The 13,308-nt window shown below is 31.5% G+C and carries 12 protein-coding genes; 6 read left to right on the plus strand and 6 right to left on the minus strand.

Features of this window, described 5'->3' with window-relative positions; genetic code table 11:
- Positions 1 to 214: 214 nt before the first annotated feature.
- The 3 genes from ACN0WB_RS09155 to ACN0WB_RS09165 all read left to right on the plus strand — a co-directional run bounded on the left by ACN0WB_RS09155 (position 215) and on the right by ACN0WB_RS09165 (position 1,714).
- Complete coding sequence (locus tag ACN0WB_RS09155) at positions 215 to 937, plus strand: SHOCT domain-containing protein (RefSeq protein ID WP_417431026.1); 723 nt, start codon at positions 215 to 217, stop codon at positions 935 to 937.
- Between the two features lie 176 nt (positions 938 to 1,113).
- Positions 1,114 to 1,419, plus strand: a complete 306-nt coding sequence (locus tag ACN0WB_RS09160; protein WP_417431028.1) for an MGMT family protein — start codon at positions 1,114 to 1,116, stop codon at positions 1,417 to 1,419.
- A 163-nt stretch (positions 1,420 to 1,582) separates the two neighbouring features.
- Positions 1,583 to 1,714 (plus strand): hypothetical protein, encoded by a 132-nt coding sequence (locus ACN0WB_RS09165; RefSeq protein WP_417431030.1) that lies wholly within the window; start codon positions 1,583 to 1,585, stop codon positions 1,712 to 1,714.
- Between the two features lie 72 nt (positions 1,715 to 1,786).
- Here the strand turns inward: ACN0WB_RS09165 and arfB are convergent, their stop codons facing one another.
- The 5 genes from arfB to ACN0WB_RS09190 form a co-directional block, all read right to left on the minus strand.
- Positions 1,787 to 2,182: an alternative ribosome rescue aminoacyl-tRNA hydrolase ArfB gene (gene arfB / locus ACN0WB_RS09170; protein WP_417431032.1), complete on the minus strand. Its 396-nt coding sequence runs from the start codon at positions 2,180 to 2,182 to the stop codon at positions 1,787 to 1,789.
- The gene (locus ACN0WB_RS09175; RefSeq protein WP_417431034.1) at positions 2,175 to 3,257 is read right to left on the minus strand and encodes a long-chain fatty acid--CoA ligase; all 1,083 of its coding nucleotides are present in this window, start codon (positions 3,255 to 3,257) and stop codon (positions 2,175 to 2,177) included. The genes arfB and ACN0WB_RS09175 overlap by 8 nt, the downstream gene beginning before the upstream one ends.
- Before the next feature lie 6 nt (positions 3,258 to 3,263).
- The gene (gene argS / locus ACN0WB_RS09180; RefSeq protein ID WP_417431036.1) at positions 3,264 to 5,030 is read right to left on the minus strand and encodes an arginine--tRNA ligase; all 1,767 of its coding nucleotides are present in this window, start codon (positions 5,028 to 5,030) and stop codon (positions 3,264 to 3,266) included.
- An 83-nt stretch (positions 5,031 to 5,113) separates the two neighbouring features.
- Positions 5,114 to 6,775: a SusD/RagB family nutrient-binding outer membrane lipoprotein gene (locus tag ACN0WB_RS09185; RefSeq protein ID WP_417431038.1), complete on the minus strand. Its 1,662-nt coding sequence runs from the start codon at positions 6,773 to 6,775 to the stop codon at positions 5,114 to 5,116.
- Between the two features lie 43 nt (positions 6,776 to 6,818).
- On the minus strand, positions 6,819 to 9,833 hold the full coding sequence (locus ACN0WB_RS09190; protein WP_417431040.1) for a SusC/RagA family TonB-linked outer membrane protein: 3,015 nt from the start codon (positions 9,831 to 9,833) through the stop codon (positions 6,819 to 6,821).
- A gap of 134 nt (positions 9,834 to 9,967) precedes the next feature.
- On the opposite strand from ACN0WB_RS09190, the gene ACN0WB_RS09195 reads away from it, so the two are divergent.
- The 3 genes from ACN0WB_RS09195 to ACN0WB_RS09205 all read left to right on the plus strand — a co-directional run bounded on the left by ACN0WB_RS09195 (position 9,968) and on the right by ACN0WB_RS09205 (position 11,776).
- Complete coding sequence (locus ACN0WB_RS09195) at positions 9,968 to 10,552, plus strand: ribonuclease HII (protein ID WP_417431042.1); 585 nt, start codon at positions 9,968 to 9,970, stop codon at positions 10,550 to 10,552.
- A gap of 68 nt (positions 10,553 to 10,620) precedes the next feature.
- A complete protein-coding gene (locus ACN0WB_RS09200) occupies positions 10,621 to 11,115 on the plus strand; it encodes an RNA polymerase sigma factor (protein WP_417431044.1) in 495 nt (164 codons plus the stop codon).
- Complete coding sequence (locus ACN0WB_RS09205; RefSeq protein WP_417431046.1) at positions 11,108 to 11,776, plus strand: beta-carotene 15,15'-monooxygenase; 669 nt, start codon at positions 11,108 to 11,110, stop codon at positions 11,774 to 11,776. The genes ACN0WB_RS09200 and ACN0WB_RS09205 overlap by 8 nt, the downstream gene beginning before the upstream one ends.
- Before the next feature lie 26 nt (positions 11,777 to 11,802).
- Here the strand turns inward: ACN0WB_RS09205 and rpoN are convergent, their stop codons facing one another.
- Positions 11,803 to 13,278 carry an RNA polymerase factor sigma-54 gene (gene rpoN, locus ACN0WB_RS09210; protein ID WP_417431048.1) on the minus strand — a complete coding sequence of 492 codons (1,476 nt, stop codon included), beginning with the start codon at positions 13,276 to 13,278 and terminating at the stop codon, positions 11,803 to 11,805.
- Between the last annotated feature and the right edge of the window lie 30 nt (positions 13,279 to 13,308).

Consider the following 13,308-nt stretch of genomic DNA (forward strand, 5'->3'; position numbering starts at 1 on the left):
AAAATCGCCCTTTGGGACGATTTTTCTCCAACGTCCGGCCCGGTTGCGCCGACCGTCGGGAAACCATCGTTGCTTTCGCACGACGTTTTCCCAACAGTCGCCTTTGACGCATTCCGAAAAAGAAGTCTCCAACTTCCCTTTCAGAACGACGACAAAGCCGAGCCGGACGTTATACGACAGCGTAAAAATACCACACCAAAGAAAAAGTAGAAAAATGAATACAGATTTATCAGATTTAGAAAAACTTAATGAGTTAAAAGAAAAAGGAATTTTAACAATTGAAGAATTTGAAAATAAAAAAAAACAAATATTAGATTCATCTTCTACTGGACAAAAATATCAAAATCAAATTCAAAATATTAAAGATGTTCCTGCAAAGAAAAAAAGTGGTTGTTTAAAAATATTTTTAATAATAGCAGGTCTATTATTCTTTATTGGTGTAATCGGCGCCATTATTTCACCTAAAACAGAAAAAATAAATACAGAAAGTACTAATGAAGATTTCTTACTATCAGAAAAGGTAAAAACACAAGAACAGAAAATCGATTCAGCTAAACTACAAAACAAAAAATTTAACGAATTAAGTGTAGTTGAACAAGTTTCGAAGCTAGAAAAAGAACTTGAAAATAAAAATTTAACCAAAATTCAAAAGGAGGAAATTAATATCGAAATTAAGAATATCAAAGAATTAGAGTTCGCAAAAAAAAATATTTCTGCTTGGGATGGATCCAATCCAAAACTGGAAAGAACTATAAAAAAAGCAATGAATGATCCAGATAGTTATGAACACGTTTCAACTACTTTTGCGTATAAAAAAAATGAAGTAATTGCGACCATGATATATCGTGGAAAAAATTCCTTTGGCGCAAAAGTTTTAGGTAAGGCGACTGGAACATTTGACTATGATGGTAATCTTTTAGAAGTGAAAGATAATTAACTGAAAACACCGCTGCCGCACGATTGCATCGTGTGGTCAAAATAATTCAACAAAATACTTTTATTTAATTATTTTCTAATTTTTAAGAATGACCACACGAAAGGATTCGTACGGTAGCGAGGGAACGACGACAAAGCCGAGCCGGACGTTATTAAAGTTAAATTCTAAATTTGAATATGAATCCCCTTTTCAAAGAACAAGTTTTTGAAATCATAAAATTAATCCCAAAAGGAAGAGTGACTTCTTACGGTGCGATTGCAAAAGCGGTAGGTTTACCAAATTATTCTCGACATGTGGGAAATGCTTTGCGAAATTATGAGGAAAATTTTCCGGCGCATCGGGTTTGTAATTCTTCGGGTTTTATCACCGCAAGTTGTTTGGAAAAATTTATTAAAAAATTATCCGAAGAAGGCGTAGAAGTTAAAGGCAATAAAATTCAGAATTTTAGAAAAATCTTTTGGAATCCTTTGGAAGAATTGTGATTAAATTCAAACTTTCAAGGTTTTCACCAAGCAAAAAACTTTGACTAAGTACAATCACATTTCGGAAAACTTTGGCAAAGTGGAATACAGAAAGTTTTTGATAAAAAAACAGATTCTTCACTTCGCTTTGCGCCCTTCTGAAATGGTAGATTCGTCGTAGTCAATGACAAAAAACTTTGCCAAAGTACAATCACATTTCGGAAAACTTTGGCAAAGTGGAATACAGAAAGTTTTTGATAAAAAAACAGATCTTCACTTCGCTTTGCTACCTTCTGAAATGGTAGATTCGTCGTAACCAATGACAAAAAACTTTGCCAAAGTACAATCACATTTCGGAAAACTTTAGCAAAGTAAAACCTAGGAGATTTTAATCTCCGCGGAAATTTCGATTGACTTTTTTCTCCGATAGTTTTTTCTTATCGTTTAAGCGTTTTTGGATTTTTGCTTTTGAAGGTTTTGTTTTCAGTCTTTTTTTGGGAATAACTAAAGCCGAATTCACTAAATCCAAAATTTTCTCTGTGGCTAGTTTTTTATTTTGAAATTGCGTTCGTGTTTCCGAAACTGTGAGTTGTAAAATGCCTTCAGAATTGATTCTATTGATTAATTTGTCATAAATTCTAGATTTTTGAAAGCCAGAAAAAAATTGACTTTCTCCGCCTTTCCACATTACGGTGACTGCGGTTTCTACTTTATTCACGTTTTGTCCGCCCGCACCGCTACTGCGGGAAGTTTTGTAAAATAATTCTGTGGAAAAATCAATCATTATTTTCGATTGTTTTTTTAATTTCAAATCTCAAAATTTTTCCAGTTTCTGAGCGTGGAAATTCTTTTAAAAATACAACTTCTTTCGGTTTGTGATTTTTGCTCGGGAAATTTATCTCTTTTAATTTTTCTAAAATCTGATTTTGCTTTTCTCCTTCAATTACTAAAACCAATTTTTCTCCTAAAATCTCATCTTTAATTCCAACAAAAATAAGTTCATTAGGAATAGATTTTTTAACTAATTTTTCTAAAACTTCAGGTGAAATTTTTAAACCTCCAGAATTAATAATAAAATCTGCACGACCAATAAATTTAAACTGATTTTCATTTTTTATTTCTACAATATCGTTGGTTTTTAAAACTTCAGAATTTAACATTGGTGCGAAAATTTGCAAACAATTTCTTTCATCTTTTGAAATTTCAATATTATTAAAACGTGAGATTGCTTCGTTTCTCGCAATGACAGTGAAATAATTTTCGTTAATTGGAAAAATTTCCTTTAAAGCAATGTGAGAAAGCGTTTCGCTCATTCCATAGGTTTCGTAGATTTGAGATTTAGTTCCGCTCAGTTCGGCTTCGCCTCGTGTGAGATTTGAGATTTGAGATATTTTAAATTTTAAATGCTCTGAAACTTTTGCACCACCGATAATTAATTTTTTGATAAGATGAATTTTATCTAAAGAATTTTCAACTTGCAAAGGCGTCATTGCACAAAAATCAATTTTTTTTGAGAAATTTTTTAGTGGTTTTAAAGAAGAATTTTCTACATAAATTTTCAATTTTCTTTCAATGGCTCTTACAATCATCATTTTCCCAGAAATATATTCAATTGGCAAACAAAGTAAAGCAGAATTTCCTTCTTTTAAATTTAAAAAATCACAAGTCATTTTTGCAGAAATGCACATTTTCTCTCTCTCAACTTGAATGATTTTGGGCATTCCTGTAGAACCGGAAGTTTTTACTGAAACATATTTTTCTTCCGAAAACCAAAGTTTTATAAAATTGACAACTTCGCACTCAAACTCATTTTTGGGAGACAGTTTATCAAGATTAAAATTTTGAAAATCGATTTGCATAAAATCTTACATTCTATTTACAACGCCAATTCCAAGTAAGAACAAACATTTTTTGATGGTTTTTGCCGTAATTGATGATAGTTTTAACTTAAATTGTTTCTCATTTTCATCTTCCAGATTCATAATATTATTGTTCTGATAAAATGAATTATAGGTTTTTACCAATTCATAAACATAATTTGCAACTTGCGCCGGACTTAAAGTTTCCGCAGCTTTTGCAACCGTTTCTTTATAATTTGAAAGTTGAAGTATGAGTTCCTTTTCAAAAGAGTTAATTTCAATATCAGGACTTATTTGTTGATTTTCATTATACTTTGCTTTGCTTAAAAGCGATTGAATTCTAGCAAAAGTATATTGAATAAATGGACCTGTATTTCCTTGAAAATCGATACTTTCTACCGGATTGAAAAGCATTTTCTTTTTGGGATCAATTTTTAACATAAAATATTTCAATGCACCTAAACCAACCGTTTTGTAAGAATTTTCTTTTTCTTCTGGAGATAAATTTTCTAGTTTACCTAATTCTTGTGCTTTAGATTTGGCGGTTTCAACCATTTCATGCATTAAATCATCCGCATCAACAACAGTTCCTTCGCGGGATTTCATTTTACCTTCTGGTAATTCTACCATTCCATAAGATAAATGATAGAGATGATTTGCCCAAGAATAGCCTAATTTTTTTAAAATTAAAAATAGAACTTGGAAATGATAATCTTGCTCATTCCCCACTGTGTAAATTAATTTTGAAATATTATTTTCTTTAAATCTTTGAACTGCGGTTCCTAAATCTTGCGTCATATAAACGGAAGTTCCATCAGAGCGCAAAAGTAATTTTTCACCTAAACCTTCATCAGAAAGATCGCACCAAATAGAACCATCTTCTTTTTTATAAAAAATATTTTTGTTTAAACCTTCTTGAATAATGTCTTTCCCTAAAATATAGGTTTTACTTTCATATTGAACCTGATCAAAATTGACACCTAAATTTTTATAAGTTTCTTCAAATCCTTTGTAAACCCAAGAGTTCATTTTCTCCCATAATTCTCGAACTTTTAAATCATTTTTCTCCCATTTTAAAAGCATTTCTTGAGCTTCTAAAATTAATGGTGCTTGTTTTTTCGCAGATTCTTCATCTAATCCTTTTGCGACTAATTCTGCAATTTGTTTTTTATATTCTTGATCAAATTTTACATAAAAATTACCAACTAATTTATCTCCTTTTAAATTTTCAGATTCTGGTGTTTCCTCTTGACCAAATTTCTCCCAAGCCAACATTGATTTACAAATATGAATTCCTCGGTCATTAATTACTTGCGTTTTGATAACATTATATCCATTTTCACTTAAAATATTTGCTATAGAGAAGCCAAGCAAATTATTTCTAATATGTCCTAAATGGAGTGGTTTGTTCGTATTTGGAGAAGAATATTCAACCATTACATTTTCAGACCTATTATTAATAGTATCCAATTCTGAATCAATAAAATTTAATTGATTCAAGAAATAGCTTTCTTTAATATTTACATTTAGAAAACCTTTTACAACAGTGAAGTTTTCAACAAAATCTGTTTTAATCAAAAGTTCATTTCCTAAAAGAAGTCCCACTTCTTCTGGTTTTTTCTTGGCAATTTTTACTAATGGGAAAATAACAATAGTATAATCTCCTTCAAAAGTGGTTTTATTGTCTTGAACTTCAAGTTTTATATCTTTTACTTGAAAAAGAGAAATTATTATTTCTTCAATACATTTTTGAAGTTGTTCTTTAATATTCATAGTTTAAAATTTCGCTGTACAAAGATAAGGAAATAAAAAAACCGCCCGAAGGCGGTTTAAAAAAAATTTAAATATAACTGAGTTTAAAATTTATCCCAGAATAATTTATTTTCAGGTTTGTCACCTCCAATCTTAGCTGCAGCAGCTTTAACATTTGCCGCGTTTAAAACATATTCTTGATCAGAATAAGGCATTCTTACTGGAACACCAGCTGTTTTAGAGTTAGTTGGATTAACAAAAACTGGGAAATCTAGTCTTCTAGAGAAATTCCATTCAGCAAAAGAACTATTATGTAGAGCAATATAAGCTTCTTCACCAATCGATTTTTTCCAATTTGCTGCGTCATAAGGATGAACTAATAAATAAGTAGCAGCATCTGTACTAGAAACACCATGCTCAGTCATTGAGTTGGTAACTGCTTTTGCGTACCAAGATGCAGCAGTTCCACCTCCTACATTATAATTTCGGGCAGCTGCTTCTGTAATCATAAACAAAACTTCTGTATAGCTTAAAAGACTAGCTGCTGCCTTTGGTTGTAACCAAGTTTCATAATTATAGTGTGTATAATTTGGAAATGGATTTAAGCTACCAAATTTACCTCCCACATAATAATCAAATGTTAAAACATCTTTTACTGCAACTGTTCCTACGTTATCTACAGTAATCGTTTTTCCATTTATGGAACTAACTTTTCCAATTAAAGTAGCTTTTTCTGTCGTACCCTTTTGAGTATCAGTAGGCTGATAATTATAAACTTTTGATCCAACATGTACTGGGATAATCCCATTTGCATCGGGAGTAGTTACTAACGCATCAGTTAATGTAATACTTGTAGTTGTAGATGGCGTTACTGGTGGTGTAATTGAAGCTACCTCATTTGGAGTAATATTTTCGATGAAATAATTAGTGCGTCTAGGATCCATTTTAGCATTCATCATATCTACAACTAATGTGGTTGGTACAAAATCTTTTCTTCCTGATGCTATAAAATCATCAAAGAAAGGATTAGAAAATGTTCCGCCTGGAAATGCTAATGAATATGAATCTACAATTGAAGTCATAACACCACTTGCAATTGCACTTTCTGCGGCAGATTTTGAAGTTGCTGGATCTACATCTGCTAAATTAAGCGCAAGTCTTAATTTAATAGAGTTAGCCACTTTTTTCCATTTCGTCATATCTCCGCCATAAACCAAATCTTCAGCATAACCTGATCCTGCTGTAATAGTAGGAATTACAGCATTAATTCTTTTGAATAAATCTGTGTAAATGGCTTTAGCATCATCATAAGCAGGTGCAAACTGACCTTGATCAGCTTGTAAAGCTTGAGAATAAGGAACATCTCCAAATGTATCTACTATATTTTCCCAAGCGCTAATTTCAGCAATTTCTATAGAAGCTAATTTATTGGCATCGGCTCCTTCGGTTGCTAAATTCTTTCTAGCTTGTTCATAATTATTCAAAACGCCATTATACATTCTATTAAATGTATTACGTGGTTGATTTCTAGTAACTATGTCATAGTTAGTTTCATCAGTATATGTAGTTTCAGCCCACATTTGGGTAAAATACACATAGTTATTATTATTTACATTTCCCGTGTAAGTATAATAAAATTGCTGTTGTTGACCTTTAGCAAATAAATTACCAGATGGCAACGAGGTTGGGTGTTTCGGATCATTGTTCAGCCCTGTAAGATCACTTGTACAAGAAGACAAGGTCATAGCTGCGACTACCGTTCCCAATAATATTTTTGATATATTTTTCATTTTTTAAAAAAATTATTTATTAAAATTTAACGGTTACATTAACTCCAAAATCTCTTGTAGTTGGAAGTGAACCAATACTTAAACCATAAGTTCTGATACCACCACCTACTACTGCTTCTGGATCTGCATAAGGTAAATTTTTGTGAATTATCCACAAGTTTCTACCTACTAAAGATATTTTAGCATCTGTAAGGAAAGTACCTGCAAGAAGAGATTTCGGCAAAGTCCAACCAATGCTTGCTTCTCTTAATTTTACAAATGAACCATCATATACAAATCTTGCAGCAGGCATTCTATAATAACCATCTAAAGATCCAAAACCAGAAGGGTTTGCTGTTACCGTTTGGTTAACTTGCCCGTTTGGATTTACACCCGGCCAAACAATACCATTTTCTCTCACGCCGTTGGCTGCAGTTTCAGGATATAAACCAGTAGCTAAACCATAATACATATCGGTAGAGAAAATATCACCTCCATGTCTTACATCAATTAGGAAAGATAATGAAAAGCCTTTGTAATTAAAGCTATTTCTAACACCTCCTACCCAATCTGGTGTAGTGTTACCAATTACGTGCTTATCAGCTGATTTTAAATATCTTCCTGTAGTTGCACTAATTACTGGTTGCCCATTAATGTATTGATAATCTTGTCCAATTAATGCACCCCAAGCTTCACCTTCGGTAGCATTAAGAGAAACACCTCCTTGGAAAGAATTTAATAAATAATTAGATACATCAGAAACTCCATTGTGTAATAATGTAATAACTTTATTCTCATTTTTAGACCAGTTGGCATTTATTTCCCAAGTGAAATTTTGGGATTTAATTGGGATTAAACCTAACTGAACCTCAATACCTCTATTCTCAATTTCCCCTGCGTTAACAGAAGCAGCAGTTAAACCACTACCAACAGAAATTGGAAGACTTGGGATAATTTGGTTAGTTGTATTAGTTTTATAAGCAGCGACATCTAAAGTAACTCTATCTCTTAAGATTCTAACTTCAGTACCTACTTCAATCTCTTTTGATCTTTGTGGTTGCAAATCAGCATTTGGCAAGCTAGTTTGGTTACCAAATAAACCTACATTACCGAAAAGACCGGCAGAAGCATATTGGTTAGCTGTTAAATAAGCACTTGCAGTTCCACCTACTTCTGCGTAGTTGGCTCTAACTTTCCAGAAGCTTAACCAAGAAGGTTTAATTAATTCTGATAAGATTAATGAACCTGTTACAGAAGGATAACCGTAAACGTTATTTCCTTTTGGTAAAGTTGAACTTCTATCAACTCTATAAGTTCCATCTAAATAAAAGATTTTGTAAAAATCAAATGAAGCTGTTGCAAATAATGAGTTAGACTCCGTTGTTTGCTCACTTTCAGATGGTGCTAAAGTTGCACCTTTAGAGTTTCCTAAAGCGTATAAACCTGGAACTACTAAACCACCTTCAGTAGAGTTATAAATAGAATTGTAATAGTTTCTTCTAACATTACCTCCTAAAACTCCACTTACGTTAATTTTATCAGTAATATCAAACTTATAGTTTGCTAATAAATCGTAATTAATTTCATTTTGCTCAATATTAGTTCTTGCATAACCAGAACTTGTTCCATTTCCTGATTGACCAAAAGACTGTGCAATTGAACCTACCGCTAATCTGTTTTCTGCATATAAATAGGAGTTATCCAAAGACACTTTACCCATTAAAGAGAAATTTTTAGAAATATCATAAGTAACGGAAGCATAACTAAATGATCTTGTTCTTCTATCAGTAGTTTGATTTTCTAAAGCTTGGAAGTAAGGGTTATTCCAGAAAATAGCTGTTCCATCTGCGGCACTGTTTCTATTCCATGAAATATTTTGGTGACCACTTTGCTCATAAGCTCTTTTTTGTTGCAATACATCAACGTTTACTTGCCACCATTCTCTGAAACCGGTCAAGAAATTGTCAGAATAGTTTGTAGTTGCTCTACCTTTAGTATTTTGAAGTGTTAAAGTTGAAAAAACAGAAGCATGTAATTTGTCTGTTAAATCATAATTAATTTTAGTAGAGAAAGTATTTTTATTAATTTTAGAACCAGGCATTAAACCGTTTTGTTGTAAATTATCAAAACTAAGACTAATATTTTTTCCTTTAGTTCCTTTATCTAATGAAATACTATTTGAGAAAGAAAATGGAGTATCAAAAAATTTGATTGGACCATTTTTCGCAGCTACCCAAGGAGTTGCTTTTTTATAATTGGGAGATGTTGGGTCAAAATAATCCCATGCATAAACCTGTAAATTTGGATCAAATTTTGGTCCCCAAGAAGCATCTTCCGGAAAATTCACATAGTATAAACCTCCAGGACCTGTTCCCGTATAGAAATCATTTGCTAGATTACCTGTTGATCCACCATAACCACCACCATATTGATTTTGGTATTCTGGGAAAGTAGATTTATCAATTTGGCCACCTTGTACTGAACTTGACAAAGTTACACCCCAAGAACCATCTTCTTTACCTCTACCATTTTTAGTAGTAATAACGATTACACCATTTAAACCTCTTTCACCATAAAGAGCAGATGCAGCTGCACCTTTCAATACGTTAATAGAAGCAATGTCGTCCTGATTAATATCAGACAATGCATTACCATAATCCACATTAGAAGCTGTACTATAAGTACTTGAATTATTAACAGGAGACCCATCAATTACGATTAGTGGATTACCTCCTTGTAAACTTTTAACACCTCTAATTAATAAATTAGCAGAACCAGCAAAGTTATTTGTGGTGTTTACTTGTAAACCTGCAATTTTACCAGATAACTGGGATGCAATGTTACCTGTATTTGTTGTCCCATCAGAAAGCACATCTGCTTTTATTTCCTGAGAGGCGTAACCTAGAGATTTTTTTTCTCTTTTAATACCCAAAGCTGTCACTACAACGCCTTCGATATCTTGGGTTTTAACTGTGTCATTTTTTTGTTGTGCATTTGCTACTACAAATGTTGAACTCAAAACCACGGCTAAAACGCTTGTTGTTAGTTTCTTCATATCAAATTAAATTTTTCATTGTCACAAATTTGCAAAACTTTTACAAGATGACCAAATATTTTGTTAAATAATTCTTAATAAATTTGCCAGATTATCTATCTAATAATTTAGAGTATTAAAAACTTAAGCTTTTTATGGAATTATTAAAAAATCACACCAATAACTATTTAGAAGCCGGTTGTGATGAAGTGGGACGCGGTTGCTTATGTGGTCCTGTTGTTGCAGCCGCAGTTATTTTAAACAAAAATTTTAAACAAAATTCTGTTAATGATTCAAAATTATTAACATTTAAAAAAAGATTAGAACTAGATGATTATATAAAGAATAATAGTTTAGACTTTGCAATTGCAGAGATTTCATCTACAATTATTGATGAAGAAAACATTTTAAATGCAAGTATTTCGGCAATGCATAAAGCGCTAAATAATTTAAAACAAAAACCAGAATTCATCATTGTAGATGGAAACAAATTTAGATCTTATCAAAATATTCCGCACGAGTGTATTATAAAGGGTGATCAAAAATATCTCAGTATTGCAGCGGCATCTATTTTAGCGAAAAATTACAGAGATCAATTAATGATAAATCTACATGAAGAATTCCCACAATATGGCTGGAATAAAAACATGGGATACGCAACCAAATTTCACAGAGAAGCATTAATAAAATTTGGACCAACTATTCATCATCGGAAATCTTTTCGGCTTATTTTTGATTAAAAAAAAAGAAAATTAAGCGATAGATATAATTCGTCTTTTCTTATCTTCGTAGCTTTAAAAAATAAAAATTGACCGCCAAAGAGCAAGAATTTTCCCAATTAATTAATGAAAATCAAGGTTTGATTATCAAAGTTTCTCGGCTCTATACAAATACTTTGGAGGACGAGGAAGATTTATTTCAGGAAATTGTGTTACAATTATGGAGAAGTTACGACACATTTAAAGGTCAATCTAAAATTTCTACTTGGATGTATCGAGTGGCTCTAAACACGGCGATTACAATTTTCAGAAAAAAGAAAAAATCACCAGAAACAGACGAATTGCAAGATTTCCATCAAAAAAATATTTTAGAAGATGATAATGAAAAACAATTGCAAATCTCTGCTTTGTATAGAAATATAAAATTATTACCAAAAATAGAACGTGCGATTGTAACTATGTATTTAGATGATTTACCTTACCGCGACATTGCAGAAAATCTCGGAATTTCTGAAGTGAATGCTCGTGTAAAAATGAATCGTCTAAAAAAAGTTTTAAAAGAATTAATGGAAAAAAATGTCTGATTTTAACTTAGATAATTTTAAGAAAACTTGGCAAGAACAAGAAGTTCAACCAAAATATCAGCAAACTGAAATCGCTCAAATGTTGCATAAAAACTCACGCAATTATGTGAAATATATTTTTTGGATTTCTCTTGCAGAATTTTTTGTCTTCTTTAGTCTAGGTATTTTATATATTTTTCGTTCAGAAAGCGACCACAGTTTTTTTAATATTTTAAAAAAATTAGGAGTAAATGAAACGCCGCAGTTACAACAAAGTTTTGAACAACTTTATTTCAGTTTAAAAATTGTGAGTTTATTAATTACTGCTTTTTTTGTGGTGCAATTTTATCTCAATTATAAGAAGATAAAAGTTCAAGATAATCTGAAACTTTTTATACTACAAATTGTGAAATTTCGGAAAACTGTAAATGCCTTTATTATTACTAATATTTTTCTACTTATACTTTTCACAGTAATTTTAACGGCCTATATTTTTCGAATTTTTTCTGAACAAAACATTTCATTAACGCATCCTACGTTAATTGGTTTTATTGTTGGTTTGAGTATAACAACTTTGTTTAGCGTAGGTTTAATTTGGCTTTATTACAAAATTGTATATGGAATAATTATGAAAAAGCTAAGTAAAAACTTAACTGAATTACGGAAAATTGAAGAAGAATAAGTTTAAAAACTTTTATCTTCTTAATTTTAAAGTTCCTTTCTCAATCGCGCTACAGGAATACTCAATTGTTCCCGGTACTTCGCAATCGTTCTTCGTGCAATATTATAGCCTTTTTCTTTTAATAATTTCACCAAAGCATCGTCTGTATGCGGTTTCCTTTTATTTTCTTTATCAATAATGTCCATCAAATGGGTTTTTATTTCTTTCGTAGAAACTTCTTCACCATCATCATTAGTTAAACTATCTGAAAATAAACTTTTTAAATATAAAATTCCGTTTGGTGTGTCTGCATATTTACTTTTTACAACCCTTGAAATTGTAGAAATATCAAAACCTGTAATATCTGCAACATCTTTTAAAATCATTGGTTTTAAAGATTTATCATCTCCCGTTAAAAAATAATCTTTTTGAAGACTGATAATTGCATTAATGGTTTGTAACAAAGTATTTTGCCGTTGGTTTATTGCATCGATATACCATTTTGCGGCATCTAATTTTTGCTTAATGAAAAGAGCGGCTTGCTTATGTTCTTTAGAATTTTTGTCATGAGAATAAGTATTCAAAATATCTTTATACTCACTAGAAACTCTTAAACTAGGTGCATTTTTACTATTTAAAGTTGCAATAACTTCTGCGCCTTTTTTCCCTTTTTCATTTATTTGAATTAAAAAATCAGGGATAATTTCTTGGTTAATTGTAACGGTTTGTGTGTCGTAATTCCCTCCAACTCTCGGCGAAAGCTTTCCAATTTCTTCTAAAGCTGCTTTTAGATCCTCTTCTGTAATCCCAAATTTCTGAATAATTTTTTGGTAATGTTTATTAGTTAAAGCATCAAACTGAGTTTGCAAAATATTGGCAGCTAAAGATATCGTCTTATCCTCTGTCACGCGTTTTTCAATTTGTAAGAGCAAACATTCTCTCAAATCTCTCGCTCCAACTCCAGGTGGATCTAATTTTTGAACGTAATTTTCTAAAATTTCAGTTACTTTTTCTGTCGTAGTATAAAGTCCACGTGAAAAAGCCAAATCATCTACAATTGCTTTTATTTCTCGGCGCAAATATCCATCATTATCAAGATTTCCTATGAGATATTCTGCAATATTTAAATCTTCATCATCAATGGCGCTCAATCGAATTTGTTCTAAAAGATAATCATAAAGTGATTGTCCTTCGGTTAAAAGTGCTTGACTATCAAATTCTTCATCATCGGCAGAATAATTATTTGAACTGGTTTTATAGGCAGGTTCATCATCAAAAATATATTCATCTACATCAAAATCGGTATCTATACTTTCATTTCCTTCATCGCTAAAATCTTCTTTTTCTTTAAAATCTTCTTCTTTGTTTTCATCTTTCACTTTTTCCAAAGCAGGATTTTCTTCCAGTTCACGTTCTAATTCTTCTTCAAATTCCATCGTATGAAGCTGAATAAGTTTCATCAACTGTATTTGTTGAGGCGCTAATTTCTGCCCCATTTTTAATTGAAAATTTTGTTTTAACATATTTTAGTTTTCACTTTTAAAGTGATTTAG

The organism is Halpernia sp., assembly GCF_048269545.1.
In the GTDB taxonomy this organism is placed as follows: Bacteria; Bacteroidota; Bacteroidia; order Flavobacteriales; family Weeksellaceae; genus Halpernia.